The organism is Massilia sp. YIM B02443 (genome assembly GCF_030411955.1).
In the GTDB taxonomy this organism is placed as follows: Bacteria; Pseudomonadota; Gammaproteobacteria; order Burkholderiales; family Burkholderiaceae_D; genus Telluria.
The window spans coordinates 23,585-45,559 of the sequence record NZ_JASNRA010000021.1 but is presented as its reverse complement, the minus strand read 5'-3'; the positions used below and the strand labels follow the sequence as shown (position 1 = coordinate 45,559).

The 21,975-nt window shown below is 68.1% G+C and carries 14 protein-coding genes and 2 riboswitches; of the genes, 10 read left to right on the top strand and 4 right to left on the bottom strand.

Annotated features, from left to right (window positions below):
• Positions 1-72: 72 nt before the first annotated feature.
• A complete protein-coding gene (locus QPK27_RS19330) occupies positions 73-1,776 on the top strand; it encodes a methyl-accepting chemotaxis protein (protein WP_290419804.1) in 1,704 nt (567 codons plus the stop codon).
• Positions 1,777-1,856: 80 nt separating this feature from the next.
• Here the strand turns inward: QPK27_RS19330 and gcvP are convergent, their stop codons facing one another.
• From gcvP to gcvT, 3 genes are all read right to left on the bottom strand, one after another.
• Entirely contained in the window at positions 1,857-4,739 is a 2,883-nt protein-coding gene (gcvP, locus tag QPK27_RS19325) for an aminomethyl-transferring glycine dehydrogenase (RefSeq protein WP_290419803.1), read from the bottom strand.
• A gap of 115 nt (positions 4,740-4,854) precedes the next feature.
• Positions 4,855-5,235: a glycine cleavage system protein GcvH gene (gene gcvH, locus QPK27_RS19320; protein ID WP_290419802.1), complete on the bottom strand. Its 381-nt coding sequence runs from the start codon at positions 5,233-5,235 to the stop codon at positions 4,855-4,857.
• 65 nt (positions 5,236-5,300) lie between these two features.
• On the bottom strand, positions 5,301-6,431 hold the full coding sequence (gene gcvT, locus QPK27_RS19315; RefSeq protein ID WP_290419801.1) for a glycine cleavage system aminomethyltransferase GcvT: 1,131 nt from the start codon (positions 6,429-6,431) through the stop codon (positions 5,301-5,303).
• A gap of 50 nt (positions 6,432-6,481) precedes the next feature.
• Positions 6,482-6,583, bottom strand: a riboswitch (glycine riboswitch).
• An 18-nt stretch (positions 6,584-6,601) separates the two neighbouring features.
• A riboswitch (glycine riboswitch) is annotated at positions 6,602-6,687 on the bottom strand.
• Between the two features lie 181 nt (positions 6,688-6,868).
• Here gcvT and QPK27_RS19310 point away from each other — a divergent pair.
• Entirely contained in the window at positions 6,869-7,429 is a 561-nt protein-coding gene (locus QPK27_RS19310) for an ATP-dependent Clp protease proteolytic subunit (protein ID WP_290419800.1), read from the top strand.
• Positions 7,430-7,571: 142 nt separating this feature from the next.
• Here the strand turns inward: QPK27_RS19310 and QPK27_RS19305 are convergent, their stop codons facing one another.
• Entirely contained in the window at positions 7,572-7,829 is a 258-nt protein-coding gene (locus QPK27_RS19305; RefSeq protein WP_290419799.1) for a hypothetical protein, read from the bottom strand.
• A 292-nt stretch (positions 7,830-8,121) separates the two neighbouring features.
• Between QPK27_RS19305 and QPK27_RS19300 the strand changes: the two genes are divergently transcribed.
• From QPK27_RS19300 to QPK27_RS19265, 8 genes are all read left to right on the top strand, one after another.
• Positions 8,122-10,281, top strand: coding sequence for a DUF1631 family protein (locus QPK27_RS19300; RefSeq protein WP_290419798.1), 2,160 nt, complete (start codon positions 8,122-8,124; stop codon positions 10,279-10,281).
• Positions 10,282-10,365: 84 nt separating this feature from the next.
• Complete coding sequence (gene smc, locus QPK27_RS19295; RefSeq protein WP_290419797.1) at positions 10,366-13,878, top strand: chromosome segregation protein SMC; 3,513 nt, start codon at positions 10,366-10,368, stop codon at positions 13,876-13,878.
• A 102-nt stretch (positions 13,879-13,980) separates the two neighbouring features.
• On the top strand, positions 13,981-16,218 hold the full coding sequence (locus tag QPK27_RS19290; RefSeq protein ID WP_290419796.1) for a PAS domain S-box protein: 2,238 nt from the start codon (positions 13,981-13,983) through the stop codon (positions 16,216-16,218).
• 145 nt (positions 16,219-16,363) lie between these two features.
• Positions 16,364-17,647, top strand: a complete 1,284-nt coding sequence (locus QPK27_RS19285) for a cell division protein ZipA C-terminal FtsZ-binding domain-containing protein (protein ID WP_290419795.1) — start codon at positions 16,364-16,366, stop codon at positions 17,645-17,647.
• A complete protein-coding gene (gene ligA / locus QPK27_RS19280) occupies positions 17,595-20,018 on the top strand; it encodes an NAD-dependent DNA ligase LigA (protein WP_374047093.1) in 2,424 nt (807 codons plus the stop codon). The genes QPK27_RS19285 and ligA overlap by 53 nt, the downstream gene beginning before the upstream one ends.
• Positions 20,019-20,031: 13 nt before the next feature.
• On the top strand, positions 20,032-20,925 hold the full coding sequence (gene galU, locus QPK27_RS19275) for a UTP--glucose-1-phosphate uridylyltransferase GalU (RefSeq protein WP_290419793.1): 894 nt from the start codon (positions 20,032-20,034) through the stop codon (positions 20,923-20,925).
• Positions 20,922-21,458 (top strand): peptide deformylase, encoded by a 537-nt coding sequence (def, locus tag QPK27_RS19270; RefSeq protein WP_290419792.1) that lies wholly within the window; start codon positions 20,922-20,924, stop codon positions 21,456-21,458. Before galU ends, def begins: the two co-directional genes overlap by 4 nt.
• On the top strand, positions 21,455-21,952 hold the full coding sequence (locus QPK27_RS19265; RefSeq protein WP_290419791.1) for a hypothetical protein: 498 nt from the start codon (positions 21,455-21,457) through the stop codon (positions 21,950-21,952). The genes def and QPK27_RS19265 overlap by 4 nt, the downstream gene beginning before the upstream one ends.
• The last annotated feature ends 23 nt before the right edge of the window (positions 21,953-21,975 follow it).

Below are 21,975 nucleotides of genomic sequence, written 5' to 3'. Positions count from 1 at the left end.
ATTTCCCTTTCCGCCCGCACTCCGCGGCTCAAGAGCGCGCCGATCTCCCACTGCCAATCGCGAGTCTGAGCCATGCTGGCCCGCCTCCGCATCGGTCCCAAGTTGCTGCTCGCGCCCGGCGCCGTGCTGCTGTTGCTGGTGCTGCTGTCGATCGCCTCGTACTACGCGATGCTGCGCCAGAACGCGTCGCTGGAAACCATCGTCGGCCAGCGCGCCGCCAGCATGCGCGCCGCCAGCGGCCTGGCCGCGCAGTCGCAGAAGGCGCACGCCGACATCTACCGCCTGCTGAGCTGGATGGGCGGCAGCTTCCCGTTGGCGCGCACCGAACCGCTGCGCCAGGACATCCTGGCCCAGCACCAGCGCATCGCCGCCGGCCTGGATGCGCTGGGTCGGTCCACCGCCAGCCCGGCCGAAGACCGCCACGTGGAGCAGGCCGCGATCGCGCACCGGCGCTATGCGCGCGCGGTGCGCGAGGTGATCGAGATGGCGCCGCTGGACGGCTCGATCGGCGCCAACGCCATGCTCAAGGCCGAAGGCGCGTTTTCGCTGGTGGCGCAGCGCCTGAGCGACCTGACCGCGCTCGAAGAAGCGCTGTCGCGCCAGGCTTCGAACAGCGCCAAGACCGACTTCCGAATGATCTCGTTCCTGACGCCGGCGGTGGTGCTGCTGGCGATCGGGCTGTCGCTGGCGATCACCTTCGCCGTGCGGCGCTACCTGCTGGGCGAGATCCGCGGCATCACGGCGGCCGCCAGCGACCTGGCCAGCGGCGACCTGACGGTGCGCGAGCGCGACTACGGCAGCGACGAGATCGGCGACTCGTCGCGCCTGCTGGACGCCAGCATCCGCCACCTGAACGGCACGCTGCGCACCATCGTCGAATCGGCGCGCCAGATCGGCGCCGCCTCGCGCGACATCAAATTGGGCAGCCTGAGCCTGGGCAGCCGCGCCGTCTACCGCGCCGGTTCGCTGGCCGGGGCCGAAGGCAGCATGCAGGACCTGGCCGTCACCGTCAGCCTCACCGAGGGCGACGCGCGCGCCGCCAACCGCCTTGCGGTGAGCGCGGCCGACGTCGCGCACCAGGGCGGCGACGTGGTCGAGCGGCTGGTGGCGACGCTGGCCTCGGGCAAGCGCAGCGCGCAGCGGGTGGCCGACATCGTCGACCAGCTCGATGCGGTGGCCAGCGAGACCGGCACCCTGGCCCTGAATGCGGCGCTGGACGCGTCGCGCGTGCGGATTGAGGCCGACGATGGCGCCGGCGCCGGGCTGTCTGCGGTGGCGGCCGAGGTGCGGGCGCTGGCGCGGCGGGTGGCGGCGTCGGCGCGCGAGATCCGCACCCTGGTGGCGCAGTCGGTGGCCGAGATGGACGGCGGTGCCGCCTGGGCCGCGCAAGCCGGCAGCAGCATGGAGCGCATCGCCAGCTCGGTGCGCGAGGTGGAGGACATTGTCAGCCGCATCGGCGCGACCAGCCAGGGCCAGGCCAGCAACCTGCAGGAAGTGAGCGGGGCGATCGTCAGGATGGACCAGGTGACGCGCCAGAACTGCACGCTGGTGGAGGAAGCCGCCAGCGCGGCGCGCACGCTGCAGTTGCAGGCGCTGACCCTGTCGCGGACCATGGCGGGGTTCAGGCTGGAGGAGGGGGCGCCGAGCTTGCAGCCGATGCGGCGCAGCAGTGACGGCAAAAGCGCGCTCGACGAGGCGGCGCGCGAGCGGCAGCCGACGCGCGAACGGCGGCGCCATCCGGCGTCGCATTTGCGGCTGGCGTCGAGCCGCAAGTAATCCGGTTTTCCTTCACCACGAAAAAACATCCCCGCGCTCGGCGGGGATGTTTTCATGACTGACGCACGGTGTGCGAGCGATTATTCGTAATCGCTGATCGGCGCACAACCGCAGAACAGGTTACGGTCGCCATACACGTTATCCGCACGGCCCACCGGCGGCCAGTACTTCTTCTTGCGCAGGCCGGCCACCGGGAACGCCGCCACTTCGCGGGTGTAACCGTGGGCCCAAGCGTCCGCCATCACCACTTCGGCGGTGTGCGGCGCGCCCTTGAGCGGATTGTCGGTACGGTCGTACTCGCCGCGCTCGACCTTCACGATCTCGGCGTGGATGGTGATCATCGCCTCGATGAAGCGATCCAGTTCCGCTTTCGATTCCGACTCGGTCGGCTCGATCATCAGGGTGCCCGGCACCGGGAAGCTCATGGTCGGGGCGTGGAAGCCGAAGTCCATCAGGCGCTTGGCCACGTCTTCGTTGCTGATGCCGGTCTTGTCCTGCAGCGGGCGCAGGTCGATGATGCACTCGTGCGCCACCAGGCCGTCGTGGCCGGTGTACAGCACCGGGTAGTGCGGCGCCAGGCGGCGCGCGATGTAGTTGGCGTTCAGGATCGCCACTTCGGTCGCGCTGGTGAGGCCTTCGGCGCCCATCATCGCGATGTACATCCACGAGATCGGCAGGATCGAGGCCGAGCCGAAGGCGGCGGCGCTGACCGCGCCGATGCCGTCTTCGCTGCGCACGTAGCCGGTCGACATCTGGTTCGGCAGGAATTTCGCCAGGTGGGCGCCGACGCCGATCGGGCCCACGCCCGGGCCGCCGCCGCCGTGCGGGATGCAGAAGGTCTTGTGCAGGTTCAGGTGGCTGACGTCGCCGCCGAAGCTGCCCGGCGCGGCCAGGCCGACCAGCGCGTTCATGTTGGCGCCGTCGACGTACACCTGGCCGCCGTGGCTGTGCACGATCTCGCACAGTTCCTTGATGCCTTCCTCGAACACGCCGTGGGTCGACGGGTAGGTGACCATGACGCAGGCCAGGTCACGGCTGTACTGCTCGGCCTTGGCCTTCAGGTCGGCCAGGTCGACGTTGCCGTTCTCGTCGCAGGCGGTGACCACCACCTTCATGCCGACCATGCTGGCCGAGGCCGGGTTGGTGCCGTGCGCCGACGACGGGATCAGGCAGATGTTGCGGTGGCCTTCGCCGCGCGACTGGTGGTACTTCTGGATCACCAAGAGGCCCGCGTACTCGCCCTGCGAGCCGGCGTTCGGCTGCAGCGAGATGGCGGCGTAGCCGGTGGCGGCGCACAGCATGGCTTCCAGCTGGTCGATCATCTCGCGGTAGCCGACGGTCTGGTCGTTCGGCGCCAGCGGGTGGATGCTCGAGAACTCGGGCCAGGTCACGGGAATCATTTCCGAGGTGGCGTTGAGCTTCATGGTGCACGAACCGAGCGGGATCATGGTGCGGTCCAGCGCCAGGTCCTTGTCGGCCAGCGCGCGCAGGTAGCGCAGCATCTCGTGCTCGGCGTGGTAGCGGTTAAAGGTCGGGTGGGTCAGGTAGGCGCTGCTGCGGGCCAGGTCTTGCGGGAAGGCTTCCTGCACGCTCGCGTCCAGGGCGTCGATGTCGACCGCTTTGCCGTTGCCGAAGATGGCGAACAGGTTCTCCAGGTCGTCGCGGGTGACGGTTTCGTCGAGCGACACGCCGACGTGCCTGGCGTCGATTCTCCGCAGGTTGATGTTGCGCGCGGCAGCCTGCTGGTGGATCGCGCCAGCATCTTCCACGCGCACGGTGACGGTGTCGAAGAAGGTGGCGTTGGCCAGTTCGAAGCCCAGCCCCTGCAGGCCGGCGGCCAGGATCGCGGTCTGGCGGTGCACGCGGCGCGCGATGCGTTCCAGGCCGTGCGGGCCGTGGTACACCGCGTACATGCCGGCCATCACGGCCAGCAGCACCTGCGCGGTGCAGATGTTCGAGGTCGCTTTTTCACGGCGGATGTGCTGTTCGCGCGTCTGCAGCGCCAGGCGGTAGGCCTGGTTGCCTTGCGCATCGACGGTGACGCCGACCAGGCGGCCCGACATGCTGCGCTTGAATTCGTCGCGGGTGGCCAGGTAGCCGGCGTGCGGGCCGCCGAAACCGAGCGGCACGCCGAAGCGCTGGCTGTTGCCGACCACCACGTCGGCGCCCCATTCGCCCGGAGGCGTCAGCAGGGTCAGGGCCAGCAGGTCGGCGGCCACGATCACCATGCTGCCTGCCGCATGCAGTTTTTCGCAAGCGGCGCGGTAGTCGCGCACTTCGCCGTTCACGCCCGGGTACTGCAGCAGCACGCCGAAGCAGGTTTCAGTGAGGTTCTCGACGTCGCCAGCGGCGATCGAGCGCACTTCGACGCCGATCGGCAGCGCGCGCGTCTCGATGATCTCGCGGGTCTGCGGCAGCACGTCGTCGGCGACGTAGAACACCTTCGAGGCCGACTTGCCGACACGCTGGATCAGCGTCATCGCTTCGGCGGCGGCGGTGCCTTCGTCCAGCATCGACGAGTTGGCGATGCCCATGCCGGTCAGGTCGGTGATGGCTTGCTGGAAGTTCAGGATCGCTTCCAGGCGGCCCTGCGAGATCTCCGGCTGGTACGGGGTGTAGGCGGTGTACCAGGCCGGGTTTTCGAAGATGTTGCGCAGCACGACCTTCGGCGTGTGGGTACCGTAGTAGCCCTGGCCGATCAGCGACTTCACGACCTTGTTCTTCGACGCCAGGCCTTTCAAGGTCGCCAGCGCTTCTTCTTCGCTGCGCGGCTCGAAGAACTGGCCCAGGTCCAGCTTGTCCTTGCGGCGGATGTTGGCCGGGACCACCGCGTCGATCAGGGCGGCGCGGGTGGCGTAACCGAGGGTCGACAGCATGGCTGCCTGTTCGGATTCGGACGGGCCGATGTGGCGCGGGATGAACGAATCGCGTGCTTCGAGTTGGGTGAGGCTGGAGCGGGTCATGGTAGGGACTTGGTCTGGCGCCGTGCGGCGTCGTTGGATGGAGAAGTCGGTGCTGCGAAAGTCGGTGCTGCAAATTGCGGCCGCCCCGAAGAGCGGCCGGTACTACATGGCTCGATCAGTGATCGGTGGTCTTGCCGTAAGCGTCGGCATCCAGCAGCTTGTCGTAGGCGGCGGCATCCGACGGCTGCAGCTTGAACAGCCAGGCGCCGTAGGCGTCCGAGTTGATCGAGTCGGGCGCGTCGGCGACCGGCTGGTTGACGGCGGTGACGGTCCCCGAGACCGGCGCGTAGATGTCGCTGGCGGCCTTCACCGATTCCACCACGGCGGCGTCGTCGCCGGCGGTGAATGCCTTGCCGACCTGCGGCAGCTCGACGAACACGATGTCGCCCAGCGCGTCCTGCGCGTACTCGGTGATGCCGACGGTCAGGGTGCCGTCTTCTTCGCGGCGCACCCACTCGTGCGATTCGGTGTATTTCAGGTCGGCTGGGATGTTCATGCTGGAGCTCCTAAGGATGGTGAGGCTATGAATATATGGGTTTGTTATTTTGTCGCGGCCTGAATTCAGGCAGCCAGGATTTTACCGTTGCGCACGAACGGCAGCTTGACCACGCTGGCCGCCAGCTGCTTGTCGCGGATGATCACGTGCACGGTGTCGCCGACCGCCACGTCCATCGGCACGCGCGCCAGCGCGATCGCCTGCTGCATGCTCGGGCTGAAGGTGCCGCTGGTGATTTCGCCGAATTGTCCCGATTCCTTGCCCGAGGCGGCGACCACGCGCTGGTGGGCGCGCAGGATGCCGCCTTTTTCGCGCAGGATCAGGCCGACGAACTGCGATTGCTGGCCCTTGGCCTGCAGCGCTGCCTTGCCGATGAAGTCGCGTTCCGAGACCAGGTCGATGGTCCAGGCCAGGCCGGCGTCGAGCGGGTTGACGGTTTCGTCCATGTCCTGGCCATACAGGTTCATGCCGGCTTCCAGACGCAGCGTATCGCGCGCACCCAGGCCGGCCGGCTTGATGCCGGCGGCGGCGAAGGCGTTCCACAGCGCTTCGGCCTGCGATGCCGGCACGCCGATCTCGAAGCCGTCTTCGCCGGTGTAGCCGGTGCGCGCGACCATCGCTTCGCCGAATGCGGTGTCAGGCACGATGGCGGCGTTGAACGGCTTGAGGTTCTCGGTCGCTTCCCTGGTGGTCGGCAGCACGTCCCACACCTTGGCGCGGGCGTTCGGGCCCTGCACCGCGATCAGGGCGATCGGGTCGTTGCCGTCGCGGCGCTGGGTGATGGTGAGGCCGCTGTTGGTGGCGGTGTTCTGCTGGTTCATCCAGGCCACGTCCTTGTCGGCGGTGCCGGCGTTGACGACGATGCGGAACCAGTCTTCGGCCAGGAAGTAGACGATCAGGTCGTCGATCACGCCGCCTTCGGGATTGAGCATGCACGAGTACAGGGCCTTGCCCGGCACCTGCAGCTTGTCGACGTTGTTGGCGAGAAGGCCGCGCAGGAAGGAGCGGGTATTGGCGCCCTTGATGTCCACCACGCACATGTGCGAGACGTCGAACATGCCGGCGTCGCCGCGCACCGCGTTGTGCTCTTCGATCTGGGAGCCGTAGTTGACCGGCATGTCCCAGCCGCCGAAGTCGACCATCTTGGCCCCAAGGGAGCGGTGTGCGGAATTGAGCGGGGTCGCTTTGAGCGTCATGGAATCCTCGGGCAGTAATAGGGGGCGCGCACGGCGGTTCGCCATGCGCTGTCGACCCCTCTGTCCTTGGTACCTGAGAGATAGCGGCCGGTGTCCGGTTCCGCCTGCCCCTTCGGTGGGCCGCGCTGCGACCGCTCTCCAGAGTTGAGCCGGCCGCGCAGTGCGCCGCCGTTCCCTGACCGGTCCTTTTGCCTGAGAGTTTATGGGTAAGTGCCCCTTCGGCGGCAGCCTGGCTGCGCTCTCCCTGTCAAGAGTGCGGAGGATATGTCAGGCAAGGGTGGCTGTCAACCGGAGAAGGGGCCGCCCTCGCTTGAATACCGTGAACCGGCAAATTTGGTTCCTGAAAGCATTGCTTCGCACTATTGATAGTTGGCATCCAACCGGATTTACGTGATTTGTTAAACTTGTTCCATCCAATTTGCAAGCGGAACAATACTATGAACGAAGATACCTCAGTGCAGGAAAAGGAAGCCTGGTTCACGCTGTCGGGCGACGTCAACAGCGATATGGTGCACCGCATGTTCGAGGCCGTGGCCGGCATGACCGAAGACGGCATCGACACCGCCCACGTGCTGCTGCAATCGAACGGCGGCTACGTCAGCGATGGCTTGTGCCTGTATAACTTCATGGCCAGCTCGCCGATCAAGTTCGTGATGTACAACGGCGGTGCGGTGGCGTCGATCGCGGTGGTACTGTACCTGGCCGGCTCGCGCCGCTATGCCAGCGAGACGGCGCGCTTCATGATCCACAAATCGCACGCGACCGCCTCGCCCGGCTCGCGCCCGGACGCGCTCAACATCATCGTCGAAGGCCTGCGCGCCGACGACGCCCGCACCGAGTCGATCCTGCGCAAGGAGATCGAATTGTCGCCCGAGCAGTGGAGCGTGCACCAGTATGGCGACCTGCACCTGACCGCGCGCGACGCCAAGAAGGCCAAGATGATTCACGACGTGGCCGACTTTCGCCCGCCGAAAGGCGCGGTGCTGCGCAATATCTGAAGCCGGTAGCGACCGGCGCCCCGGCCGTTGCGGTGGCCGGGGCGTTTTTGCGTGTGGCTGCACGCACATAAAAGCAAGCCCGCCGGCGCAGGACGCGGGCGGGCTCTCGACAGGTCAGCCGGCGCGGCCGGCCGGACAGCGCTTAGCGCTTCTTGTCGTTCTTGTGGCTCTGGCGGCCGGCAGCGGCGTGCTGCTCAGGCGTGCCGCCCTGGACGCCGGCGCCGGAGCGGCTGCCCGACTGCTGCGACTGTCCCGAACGCGAGCCCGACTGCTGGTTCGACAGCGAGTCCGACTGACGGCTGGCGTCGTTCTTGTGGCTCTGGCGTCCGGCCTGGACGTGCTGCTCGTGGGTGCCACCCTGGTTGCCTGGGCGTGGTGCTTTGTTTTGATTCGAGGCCATGATGTTTCCTTTCAAATTGGGGAAAAATATCCTGCTCGTATCCTGGAACACGTCGTGCGTTTCCGGGAAGACCAATGATGCGTGCTGGACCGTTTCGCCGGAATCGGACCAGTGCCTCTGCCAGTGTAGGTGACGCTCCTACGAATACAACGCGTTTTTCGATCTGCAAAAAGCGCGTGAGCAAGGTTCTTGAATACTGACGAGGCTCCAAGCTCATCCGTATTTTTAAATTGCTGCATGGAAATAATATGGCAGAATAGGGATTGTCCGTTACCCCCTTTGTCTATTCGCCATGGCCAGCGTCACCGCTCCGATTCCCGCCGCGCGCAAGGCCGCTGCCGCCCAGCAGGCGACGCTGGCCGATCTGGCGACGCGCGCCGGCAGCCTGGCGCACGACGGCCTGCCGGAGATGGTGCGGCGCATGGTGTCGGCGCTGCTCGACCTGACCGGCACCGGACTGGATGCACGCGAGGCGATGCGGCGCGTCCGCTCCGGCAACCTACTCAAGGACAACAGCTACGCCTTCTGTCACCTGGCCGAAAGGGCCATCGACAAGGCGCTGCGCACTGCACTCGCCAGCTTGCAGCCGGCGCCGCAGTCCACCGCGCCACAGGAGCTGCGCCTGGTGCCGTTTGACGAGATCGACCAGCAACTGGCGCTGGGCGCGGTCAGCCGGCCCTTCGACCTCGAATTTGCCGACCGCCTGGCGACACTGGGCGTGCGCCTCGGCCTGCTGCTCGGGCGCGACCCGGTGCGCGCCGCCCACAATCCCTTCCGCCCCGAAGTCTTCCTGGGCGCGCTGCACGCCGCCTGGTGCGAGTTCGAACCCGACCCCGAGGCGCATGGACTACTCGCACCGCTGCTGCGCCCTAGCGTGATGTTCGACCTGGGACTGCTGTACGACGCCCTGGTTAACATGCTGCAGCCGGCGCGCGCACGCCAGGAAGCCGAAGCCCGCTTCAACAAGCGCGACGACCGCGCCGCGCGCAAGGCCGAGCGGGCGCGCCGCGATGCCGCCTTGTCCAGCCAGCTGCGGCGCCTGTTCGATGGCGGCGCGCCGGGTGATGGCCTCGACATCCCCATGATCCCGAACCTGCCGCAGGGCAGCGGCGGCTGGCGGCCGAGCGCGGCCAGCGGGTTTGCGGTGGCGGCGCTGCCGACGCAGACCGACATGGTCGACCCTCCATCTTCAGCCGCGCCCATCTCCGGCGCGCACGCCTTTGCGCCGGCCGACCAGACCCTGCTCGACCTGTTGGCCCGCCTCGGCACTTCACCGGCCGTGATGCCCGACCCGGGGCAGGCCGGCACGCCGCACGCCGTGTTCTATCTGCCGCGGGCAAGCCTGCCGCGGGCTGACAAAACCACGCTCGACCTGCTGTCGCGCGTGTTCGAAACCGTGCTGCTCGACGATGCGATTCCTGCAGAGACGCGCGATTTGATCGCCTTCCTGCAGGTGCCGGTCTTGAGGGCGGCGCTGCGCGACCGCAGCTTCTTCTACGAGGAGGCGCACCCGGCGCGGCGCATGCTCGACCTGTTGTCGCAGGCCGACTGGGAGCGGGACGACCCGGCCTGGCGCGCCATGCGCCACAGCGTCGAGCGCGTGCGCGACCAGGACCAGCCCGAGTTCGACGCCGCCCTGGCCGAGCTGGAAGCCGGCATCGCCGCGCGCGAGCGCGCCGAGCAGGCCGCCATCGCCGAACCGGCCGCACGCGCCACCCGCCTCGAAAAGCAGGCCGCCGCCGAGCGCTCGGCGCGCCGCGCGGTCGCGCTGCGCATGGTTGGCGAAGACATGGCGCCGCTGGTCTCGCACTTCCTCGAGCAGCGCTGGACGCAGGTAGTGGGCCTGGCCTACGCGGTCGAGGACAGCCGTCCCGGCGCGGTCGACAATGCAACCCGCACCATGGATGACCTGATCTGGAGCGTCAGGCCGAAGGCGACCCAGGAGGCGCGCCAGGCCCTGATCAAGCGCCTGCCGGCGCTGCTGGCCGCGCTGAACAAATGGCTGGATGCGATCCGCTGGCAGGACGCGCAGCGTCTGGAGTTCTTCGCCGCGCTGGCCGAATGCCACGCCGCCATCGTGCGCGCCCCGATCGAGCTGTCGCCCGAACGCCAGCTGGAACTGGCGCTGGAGGCGGCCCAGCAGGACGCGCTGCGGCGTGCGGCGCAGGAGCAGGCGCAGGCCGATGAACCGGCCGCCGAAGACGATGGCTTGGCCGGTCTCGAACGCGGCCAGCGCTTCGAATTCCATGAAGACGGCGCCGTGCGCAAGCTGCGCCTGGCCTGGGTCAGCCCGCTGCGCACGCTGTTCATCTTCTCGGGCGCCGGTCGCCAGGAAGCGTTCTCGCTGCCGGCTGGGCGGCTGTCGGCCTTGATCGCCAATGGCGCGATGCGCGCGCTGGCCGCCGACGGCCTGGTCAGGCGGGTACTGGACGCGGCGGTGGTCGCGGCCTGACGCGGCCCTTCAGGCCTGTCCCGCCGCTGGTCGGCAATGGTATGATGGGCGCTCCATCTCAACAGCTTTCGCCTCTGCCCATCCGTGCGCCTCTCTTCCATCAAATTGTCGGGATTTAAGTCGTTCGTCGATCCCACCAATTTCCAGGTTCCCGGCCAGCTGGTCGGCGTGGTCGGCCCCAACGGCTGCGGCAAGTCGAACATCATCGACGCCGTGCGCTGGGTGCTGGGCGAATCGAAAGCGTCCGAGCTGCGCGGCGAGTCGATGCAGGACGTGATCTTCAACGGCTCCACCCACCGCAAGCCGGCTGGACGCGCCTCGGTGGAGCTGGTGTTCGACAACAGCGCCGGCAAGGCGGCGGGGCAGTGGGGCCAATACGCCGAGATCGCGGTCAAGCGCACCCTTACGCGCGACGGCACCTCGACCTACTACATCAACGGCCAGCCGGTGCGCCGGCGCGACATCCAGGACATCTTCCTAGGCACCGGCCTGGGGCCGCGCGCCTATGCCATCATCGGCCAGGGCATGATCGCGCGCATCATCGAATCGCGCCCGGAAGAATTGCGCGTGTTCCTGGAGGAAGCGGCCGGCGTGTCGAAGTACAAGGAGCGCCGGCGCGAGACCGAGAACCGCCTGTCGGACACGCGCGAAAACCTGTTGCGGGTCGAAGACATCCTGCGCGAACTGAACGCCAACCTGGAAAAACTCGAAGCCCAGGCCGCGGTGGCGAACCGCTTCAAGCAGCTGCAGTCGGACCAGGAAGAAAAGCAGAAGCTGCTGTGGCTGATGCGCAAGAACGAAGCGAAGGCCGAGCAGGTGCGCTGGTTCCGCGAAATGGAAGAAGCGCAGACCGCGCTCGAAGGCCAAACCGCGAAATTGCGCACCGTGGAGCTCGACCTCGAGCACATGCGCCAGGCCCATTTCGCCACCGGCGACCGCCTGCACACGGCGCAGGGCGCGCTATACCAGACCAACTCCGAGATCGGCAGCCTGGAAGCGCAGATCAAGTTCGTGGTCGAGTCGCGCACGCGCCTGCAAAACCAGATCGTCACGCTCGAAGCCCAGCGCAATCAATGGACGACGCAGGAGCAGGAACTGCGCGAAGGCCAGGAAGAAGCCGAGATGCAGGCCGAGGAACTGGCCGCGCGCGCCGAAGGCGCCCAGATCGCGGTCGAGGTCCACAACGAACGCCTGCCCGAACTCGAAGCCGCCTGGCGCGCCGCGCAGGAACAATCGACCGCCTCGCGCACGCGCATCATGCAGGTCCAGCAGCGCATCGAGCTCGCATCAAGCCATGGCCGCAACGCCGCCGGCATCCTGACCAACCTCGCCACCCGGCGCGAACGCCTGCAGCAGGAAAGGAATAGCCTGAACCTGCCCGACAGCGCCACCCTCGACAACCTGCGCATGCAGCTCGAGGAAAAGCAGCTTGCGCTGGAAGAGCAGACCATGTTGCTGGACGATGCCACGGCGCGCCAGGACGCGGTCGAGGCGGAACGCAAGGACGCGCACGCGGCGGCCCAGCGCGAAAGCGCCGCCAACGCCCAGCTGGAAGCGCGCCTGAACGCGCTGCGCCAGGTGCAGGAGCGGGTCCAGACCCAGGGCAAGGTCCAGCCATGGCTGGAAAAGCATTCGCTGGCCGGCCTGCCGCGCCTGTGGCAGCGGCTGAACGTGGAAGAGGGCTGGGAGACGGCGCTGGAAGCGGTGCTGCGCGAACGCGCCGGCGCGCTGGAAGTGTCGAACATCGACTGGGCCAAGGGCTTCCTGGCCGACGCGCCGCCGGCGCGCCTGACCGTGTTCGCACCAACGGCAGGCAGCCCGGCCCCTGCCGCCGCCGATGGCCTGAAACCTTTCACGAGCGTGCTGCGCGTGAACGATCCGGGCGTGCGCGCGGTGCTGGACGACTGGCTGCACGGCGTCTACGCCGCGCCGGATGCCGACACCGCCTTCGCCGAGCGCGCGCGCCTGCCGCACGGCGGCGCTTTCGTGACGCGCGCCGGCCACGTGGTCACGCGTTCGAGCGTGCGCTTCCACGCGCCCGACGCCGAGCAGGACGGCATGCTGGCGCGCCAGCACGAGATCGAGAATACGGCCAGGCAGCTGCGCGCCCAGGCCCTGCTGCAGGACGAGGCGCGCAGCCGCGCCACCCGCGCCGACGCCGCCGTCACCGACCTGACGCGCCGCCTGCAGGATGCGCGCAGCCGCGTCGGCGCCCTGACGCGCGAAGTGCACGCGCTGCAGATCGAGGTGCTCAAGCAGAGCGAGATCGAGGCGCGCTTCAACCAGAGAAGCGGTCAGATCGCCGCGGACCTCTCGGAGATCGCGGCGCAGGAGGCGGAGCAACGCCAGGCGCAGCTTGAGGCCGAACAGGAATTCGAACAGCTCGACCTGGAACTGGCCGAGCTGCAGGAAGCCCATGAAGACGGCCAGACCGCCTTCCTCGACCAGGAAGCGGCCTTGAACCGCGCGCGCGACCATCTGCGCGAACTGGAACGCAGCGCCCAGGAAGCGCAGTTCGCCGAGCGCGCCCAGCGCAGCCGCATCGACGAAGTACGCCGCACCATGGCCCTTGCTGCCACCCAGGCCGAACAGGTCGGCGCCAGCCTGGCCCAGGCGCGGCTGGAGCTGGAAGCGCTGGAAAGCGGCACCGCCCACGAAGGCTTGCAGGAACTGCTGGCGCGCCGCACCGAACAGGAACAAGCCTTGTCCGACGCGCGCCATGAACTCGACCAGATCGCCCAGCAGCTGCGCGCGGCCGAAGAGGCGCGCATGCTCGGCGAACGCAGCCTGCAACCGCAGCGCGACCGCATCACCGAGATGCAGCTGAAGGAGCAGGCCGCACGCCTGAACCAGGAGCAGTTCCACGAAGCCCTGGCCGCCACCGGCGCCGACGAGGCGGCGCTGTCGGAAAAGCTCGACCCCGAACTCAAGCCGCAATACCTGCAGGGCGAAGTCACGCGCCTGACCAACGCCATCAACGGCCTCGGCGCGGTCAACCTGGCGGCGGTGGACGAGCTGGCCCAGGCCACCGAACGCAAGCGCTTCCTCGATTCGCAGAACGCCGACCTGAACGAAGCGATCAATACGCTGGAAGACGCGATCGGCCGCATCGACCGCGAGACGCGCGACCTGCTGCAGGATACGTTTGATCGCGTCAACGGCCACTTCTCGGAACTGTTCCCGATCCTGTTCGGCGGCGGCAACGCCAGGCTGGTGATGACCGGCGACGAGATCCTGGACGCCGGCGTGCAGGTGATGGCCCAGCCGCCGGGCAAGAAGAACGCCACCATCCACCTGCTGTCGGGCGGCGAGAAGGCGCTCACCGCGACCGCGCTGGTGTTCTCGATGTTCCGCCTCAATCCCGCGCCATTCTGCCTGCTCGACGAGGTCGACGCGCCGCTGGACGACGCCAACACCGAACGCTTCTGCCGCATGGTCAAGCGCATGTCGGACCACACCCAGTTCCTGTTCATCTCGCACAACAAGATCGCGATGGAGATGGCCAGCCAGCTGATCGGCGTGACCATGCAGGAGCAGGGCGTGTCGCGCATCGTGGCGGTGGACATGGAGTCGGCCGCCGACCTGGCCGCGGCGTGATCCTGCACGCGGGCGGAACCGCGTTTTCGGTGTGCTACACTGCCCCAGCCTCAGCTCCAGCCCGACTGCGCCCGAACCGGGACCAAGGACGATGTTTGCCTCATGACTGACGACCGCGAATCGACACCACCCCTGTCCGGCCCCGTGCCGGATGCGATCGGTTTCGCACTGCGCATGGCGTGTGCTTCGCCGGCGCCGATGCTGGTGGTGCGCGGCGACACGCGCCAGGTGGCGCTCAACGACGCCTGCGCCGCGCTGTTCAAGCTTGGCGCGGACCGGCCGCGCTGGTCGCCGCTGGCGGACCTGCTGCCCGCTGCCGCTGGGCTGGTCGACAGCCTGCTGGGCGGCGCGTGTGCAAGCGCCGAACATGCCATCGAAGCCGGCGCCCGGCTGCGCGTGGCCTTGTCGCCGCTGCCTGGCGCCGACGGCGCCACCGCCGGCCTGCTCGGCGTGGCGCAGCCGGTCCCTTCGCGCGCCGGCGACGCCGGCCACGAACTCGATCGCCTGGTCGCATTGAGTCCGGTCGGCGTGGTGCGCTACCGGCTCGACGGCGTCATCGTCGACTGCAATCGTGCCTTCCTCGAGATGCTCGGCCTGAACCGCGCCGACCGCGACGCCGGCCTGAACTGGCGCGACCTGACCCCGCCCGAATGGCGCGACATCGACGACGACGGCATCGTCCGGCTGCGCGAGCGCAACGTGATTCCGCTGTTCCAGAAGGAGTTCCTGCACCGCGACGGCCACCGGGTGCCGGTGCTGGTCGGCGCCGGCAATCTCGAGGCAGACCGCAGCCAGGGCTATGCGATCATCATCGACATCTCGGCGCGGCGCGAGGCCGAACGCGCGCTGGCCGACAGCGAGGCGCGCTTCCGGGTGATCACCAACGCCATGCCGCAGATGGTGTGGACCACGCTGCCCGACGGTTACCACGACTACTACAACGAGCAGTGGTACCGCTTCACCGGCGCGCCGCCCGGCACCACCGACGGCGAAGGCTGGAACGGCATGTTCCATCCCGACGACCAGCCGCTGGCCTGGGAGCGCTGGCGCCATGCGCTGGCCACTGGCGAGCCGTACGAGATCGAATACCGCCTGCGCCATCACAGCGGCGACTACCGCTGGGTGCTGGGACGCGCGCTGCCGGTGCGCGACGCCGCCGGCCGCATCCAGCGCTGGATGGGCACTTGCACCGACATCCACGAACAGAAGCTGACCCAAGACGCGCTGCGCGAAGCCGACCAGCGCAAGGACGAGTTCCTGGCCATGCTCGGCCACGAGCTGCGCAACCCGCTGGCGCCGATCCGCAGCGCCGCCTCGCTGCTGCCGCTGGCCAAGAACGACCCGGCGCGCATCGAGCATATCGGGCGCGTGATTTCGCGCCAGACCACCCACATGACGGGCCTGATCGACGACCTGCTGGACGTTTCGCGCGTCACGCGCGGCATGATCGAACTGGAGCGCGAAGACGTGGCGGTGCGCCACCTGGTGGACGAAGCGGTCGAGCAGGCGCGTCCGCTGATCGAGGCCCGCTCGCACCTGCTGGCCATCACGAATGACGCAGAGGGCGCGGTGGTGCACGGCGACCGCAAGCGGCTGGTGCAGGTGCTGTCGAACCTGTTGTCGAACGCGGCCAAGTACACCCCGGCCGGCGGGCGCATCTCGGTACGCGTTGCGGTGCACGATGCGATGGCGCGCATCGCCGTGCGCGATAACGGCATCGGCATGGCGCCCGACCTGGTCGACAGCGCCTTCGAATTGTTCAGGCAAGGCAAGCGCACGCCGGACCGCGCCCAGGGCGGCCTCGGGATCGGGCTGGCGCTGGTGCGCAGCCTGGTGCAGCTGCACGGCGGGAAGGTCAGCGCGGCCAGCGCCGGCGAGGGGCAGGGCAGCGAAGTGAGCGTCGCGTTTCCGCTGCGCGCGCCGCTGATGGCGCCAACGGCGCACGCCGACGCCGGCGCCGCGCCGCTGCAAGACAGCCTGCGCGTGCTGGTGGTCGACGACAACGCCGATTCGGCCGAACTGGTGGCGATGTACCTGCGCATGGTCGGCCACGTGGTGGCGACCGAATTCAACGCCGCAGCGGCGCTGGAAAAGGCGCGCAGCTTCCGGCCCGAAGTGTGCTTCCTCGATATCGGCTTGCCCGATTTGGACGGCAACGAGCTGGCGCGACGCCTGCGCCGCCTGCCCGGACTGGAAGGCACGCGCCTGGCCGCGATGACCGGCTACGGCCAGCCGCTGGACCGCATGTCGAGCGCCGCGGCCGGAATCGACGCCTATTTCGTCAAGCCGGTGGCGATGGACGAACTGGCGGCCTGGCTGGCGCAGCAGCGCGCCGCATAAGGGTTTGCAAGGCCGCCGACGCAATCGCATGGCGTCCTTGTGGCGGAATTGATATCATTGCAGGCCTTTCGGTGGGCAACGCCGCACCCGGGCACCTTACAGGTAATACCTTTTTTGCAGCACTTCGCTATGAGGCACAAGCAGCATGACTGATCTCCAAATGAGCCTGATCGCGGCCGGCGGCGTTTTCATCGCCGGCGTCATCGGCTATAACAAATGGCAGGAATACAAGGCCAGGAAGAGCGTCGAGCGCGCGTTCGCATCCGACCACGACGACGTCTTGATGCGCAGCGGCGAAGAAGCCGTGGCGATCGATCGCCAGGAACCGGTGCTCGACGTCGGCGCCGCCGCGGTCCCAACGCCAGCTCCCGCCCCGATCCACGCCGAACCGGTGCTCGAACCGATCGTGGCCGACGTCCCGGCGGCGCGTCCCGAGCCGCAATTGGCCGAGCCGAGCCTCGATCCTGTCGTCGCCGCGCCTGCTCCAGCACCGGTGCCTGCCGCCACGGCATCGGCGCCAGCGCCTGCTCCAGCCCCGGCCACTACCTACCGCGCGGGCGGCTCCAGCGCCGCCCAGGACGCCGTCGCCGCTTCGCTGCCGGGCACCCGTCCCGGCATGCCGGCGGCCGAACTGGCCGAATGCCTGGTCGATCCGCTGATCGATTGCATGATCCCGCTGTCGATTGAAACGCCAGTGCGCGGCGACCGCATCCTGCCGGCGCTGCAGAAGCTGCGCCGTGTCGGCAACAAGCCGATCCACTACATCGGCTTCGCCGTCAGCGGCGACTGGGAGCCGATCGTGCACGGCGGCGTTTACACCAAGCTGCAGGCCGGCGTGCAGATGGCGACCCGCACCACCGCCCTGAACGAACTCGAATACTCCGAACTGGTCACGCGCCTGCGCGCGGTGGCCGATGAAATTGGCGCCGAACCCGAAGTGCCGGACATGATCGAGGTGATGAGCGACGCGCGCACGCTGCACCGCTTCGTCGCCGGCCACGACGCCCAGCTGGGCATCAACCTGGCCGCCAACGGCGCGCCGTGGGCGATGTCGACCCTGATCGGCGCCCTCGAAAACGCCGGCTTCGACGTGCGTCCCGACGGCCGCTTCGCCATGCCCGACGGCGACAAGGGCGTGCTGTTCACGCTGTCGACCAATGTCACCCTGGGCGCCGACACCACCTCGCGCCTGACGCTGCTGCTCGACGTGCCGTGCGTGGCCCCGGCGCGCGACGGCTTCGGCAAGATGGTCGAGTGCGCGCGTGGCTTGACGCAGCGCCTGGACGCCACCATCGTCGACGACGGCGACCAGCCGCTGATGGACGAAGCCCTGGACGAGATCAAGAGCCAGGTGGTGGAGTTCTACCAGGAGATGGATGCTTCCGACATTCCGGCCGGCTCCACCCGCGCGCTGCGCCTGTTCAGCTGAGGAAGCCGTGGCAGAGCAACAGCACAGCACACCGGACGAACTGGCACGCATCACGTGGCTGGTGGCGGAACTGAACCGCGCCAGCTACAACTATCACGTGCTGGACGCGCCGACCATTCCCGACGCCGAATACGACCGCCTGTACCGCGAGCTGCAGGTGCTCGAGGAAAAGCATCCGGACGCGATTACCCCGGATTCGCCGACGCGGCGCGTAGGCGACGCCCCGATTCCGGAGTTCAGCCAGGTGACGCATGCGGTGCCGATGCTGTCGCTGAATAACGGCTTCTCGGAAGAGGACATCGACAACTTCGACCGCCGCGTGCGCGAGGGGCTGGAGCGGCGCGAAGTCGCCTACAACGCCGAACTCAAATTCGACGGCCTGGCGATCAGCCTGCGCTACGAGAACGGCCGCTTCGTGCAGGCTGCCACCCGTGGCGACGGCTACACCGGCGAGGACGTCAGCGCCAACATCCGCACCGTGCGCGTGATCCCGATGCGCCTGCATGGGGACGACCTGCCGGCGGTGCTGGAAGTGCGCGGCGAAGTGCTGATGTTCAAGCGCGATTTCGAGCAGCTCAATGAACGCCAGCGCGAAGCTGGCCACAAGGAATTCGCCAACCCGCGCAACGCCGCCGCCGGCAGCCTGCGCCAGCTCGACGCGCGCATCACCAGCGCGCGCCGCCTGCGCTTCTTCGCCTACGGCGTCGGCCAGTTGGAGGGCGCGGAGATGCCCGAGTCGCACTCGGGTGTGCTGGACTGGTTCGACCGTCTCGGCCTGCCGGTGTCGAAAGAGCGCGCCGTGGTCAGCGGGCGCGAAGGCATGCTGGGCTTCTTCAAGGACATCGGCGAGCGCCGCAAGTCGCTGCCGTACGAGATCGACGGCGTGGTCTACAAGGTCGACCGGCTGGAAGACCAGCGCGCGCTCGGCTTCGTGTCGCGCGCGCCGCGCTTCGCGCTGGCCCATAAATTCCCGGCCGAAGAGGCCCTGACCACGGTGCAGGCGATCGAGGTCCAGGTCGGCCGCACCGGCGCCATCACCCCGGTGGCGCGCCTGGTTCCCGTATCGGTCGGCGGCGTCACCGTCACCAACGCCACGCTGCACAACGAAGACGAAGTGCGGCGCAAGGACGTACGCGTCGGCGACACCGTGATCGTGCGCCGCGCCGGCGACGTGATTCCCGAAGTGCTGGGCGTGGTGCTGGAGCGCCGTCCTTCGCCGGAACCGGCGCAGTACGTGCTGCCGGCGCAGTGCCCGGTGTGCGGCTCGCACGTGGTGCGCGAAGAAGGCGAAGCCGTGGCGCGCTGCTCCGGCGGCCTGACCTGCGCCGCCCAGCGCAAGGAAGCGATCCGCCACTTCGCCGGCCGGCGCATGATGGACATCGAAGGCCTGGGCGACCGCTACATCGACAGCCTGGTCGAAGCGAACCTGATCCACGGCGTGGCCGACCTGTATCGCCTGAACCTCGATGATCTGCTCGCCATGAAGCGCCTGGCGGACGAACGCGACGGCACGACGCCCGAGACGGTCAAGCAGGGCAAGGTGGCCACCAGGTGGGCCGAGAACCTGCTGGAGGCGATCGCGTCGAGCAAGTCGCCGCCGCTGGAACGCCTGCTGTTCGCGCTCGGTATCCGCCACGTGGGCGAATCGACCGCCAAGACGCTGGCCGACTGGCTCGGCTCCCTGGCGCTGGTGCGCCGCGCCCCGAGCGCGCTGCTGCGCGTGCTGCCCGACATCGGCGGCACCGTGGCCGACTCGATCGCCGACTTCTTCGCCGAAGAGAAGAACCAGATCGCGTTGAATGCCTTGCTGGAGGCGGGCGTCGCGCCGCGCGACGAACATCCGCCGAAACCGGCGCTGCGCGAGAAGCTGGACGAAACCGAGCTGCTCACCGCGCTCAACATCCCGAAAGTGACCGGCCCGCGCGCGCGCCAGGTGATCGGCGGCGGACAGACCCTGGAGTCGATCGCTTTGCGCACCGACTTCGGCATCTTCGGCCTGCCGGCCAACGTGGCGGCAGCGCTGGAAGCGTGGATCGCGGTGAAGGAAAACAGCGAGCTGGTGATGTCGCTGTCGGCGCTGCGGCGCGAGCTGCTCGATGCGCTGCCGGAAGTGTCCGCGGCCGCCGCGGCCGCAGCGGAAGGCCCGCTGGCCGGCAAGACGTTCGTGCTCACCGGCACGCTGCCGACCATGAGCCGCGACGCGGCCGGAGCGCTGATCGAGGAGGCCGGCGGCAAGGTCTCGGGATCGGTGTCGAAGAAGACCTCCTACGTGGTGGCCGGGGCCGAGGCAGGCAGCAAGCTGGCCAAGGCCGAGGAACTGGGCGTCACCATCCTGGACGAAGCGGCGCTGCTGGCGCTGCTCGGAAAATAATAAAGAGAACCCTATGACCCTGATCCGCAAAGCCGTATTCCCCGTCGCCGGCCTCGGTAGCCGCTTCCTGCCGGCGACCAAGGCGCAGCCGAAAGAGATGCTGCCGATCGTCGACAAGCCACTGATCCAGTACGCGGTGGAAGAGGCGGTCGCTGCCGGCGTGACGGAACTGATCTTCATCACCGGCCGCAACAAGCGGGCCATCGAGGACCATTTCGACAAGGCCTACGAGCTGGAAGCAGAACTGGAAGCGGCTGGCAAGCAAGCGCTGCTCGACACGGTGCGCGGCGTGATCCCGAAGAACGTCAACTGCATCTATATCCGCCAGTCCTCGCCGCTGGGCCTGGGCCACGCGGTGCTGTGCGCGCGGCCGGTGGTCGGCAACGAACCGTTCGCGGTGCTGCTGGCGGACGACTTCATGGACACCGCTGACGGTTGCAAGCCCGTATTGGCCCAGATGGCCGACGTCTACGCCTATGAACGCAGCAGCATCCTGGCGGTGCAGGACGTGCCGCGCGAGCACACCCGCCAGTACGGCATCGTCAGCGCCTCGAGCTATCGCCCGGACCTGGAACTGGTGTCGGGCATCGTCGAGAAGCCGCAACCGGCGGACGCCCCGTCGACCCTGGCGGTGGTGGGCCGCTACGTGCTGTCGCCGTCGATCTTCGACTACCTGGCCAATATCGGCAAGGGCGCCGGCGGCGAGATCCAGCTGACCGACGGCATCGCCGCGCTGCTGCAGGCCGAACGCGTGCTGGCGCACCGCTACCACGGCCAGCGCTACGACTGCGGCTCCAAGCTGGGCTACCTGCAGGCCACCGCCGCCATCGGCCTGAAGCATCCGGAAACGGCCGAAGGCTTCCGCGCCTACCTGGCCGGCCTGCAGACGGGGCACGCCGCGCCATGACCGTGCATGAGATCCTGCGCATGGGCGACCCGCGCCTGCTGCGGGTGGCGCAGCCCGTGCAGGAGTTCGACACGCCGGAGCTGCATGCATTGGTCAATGACCTGTTCGAGACCATGCATGCGGCCAATGGCGCCGGCCTGGCCGCGCCGCAGATCGGCGTCGACCTGCAGGTGGTGATCTTCGGCTTCGGCAAGAACCAGCGCTATCCGGACGCGCCACCGGTGCCGGAAACGGTATTGATCAATCCCGTGCTGACGCCCTTGAGCGAAGAGATGGAAGAGGGCGTCGAGGGCTGCCTGTCGGTGCCCGGCCTGCGCGGCAGCGTGCCGCGCCATACCCGGCTGCGCTACGAGGGCTTCGATCAGTTCGGCAAGGCGATCCGCGTCGACGCCGAAGGCTTCCATGCGCGCGTGGTGCAGCACGAGGTGGACCACCTGCTCGGCATCCTGTACCCGATGCGCATCCGCGACTTTTCCCGCTTCGGCTTCACCGAAGTGATGTACCCCGACCTTGACCCTGGAGCCGACGATTGAGCCGCGCCACCGTACCCCTGGCCGCCCTGTGCGCGGCCTGCCTTGCCGCGCCGCTGGCGCAGGCTGCTGACTTCTTCACCAGGATCGACCCGGCGCCGAGAAGCGAGCTGTGGATCGACACCGGCTTTTATACGGCCCACTTCGACGGCGACAAGGACCTGAACGACAACAACAAGGGCCTGGCGCTGGAGTACCGTTTCAACGGCACCATGACGGCGACCGCGGGGCGCTTCCATAACAGCGACTATGCGTGGTCGAACTACGCGGGCGTGATCTGGCAGCCGGTAGCGGTGGGGCCGGTGCGCGTCGGGCTGGCGCTGGCGGCGTTCAACGGCTATCCGAAGACGCGCGACGGCGGCTGGTTTCCAGGCGCGATTCCGACCCTCACGTACGAGTACAAGCGGGTCGGCCTGAATGTCGGCATCATCCCGAACTACAAGGACCGCCTGTATGGCGGCGTGTCGTTCCAGCTGAAGTTCAAGCTGTTCGATTGATGCGGGGGCGGCGGCAACGCCGC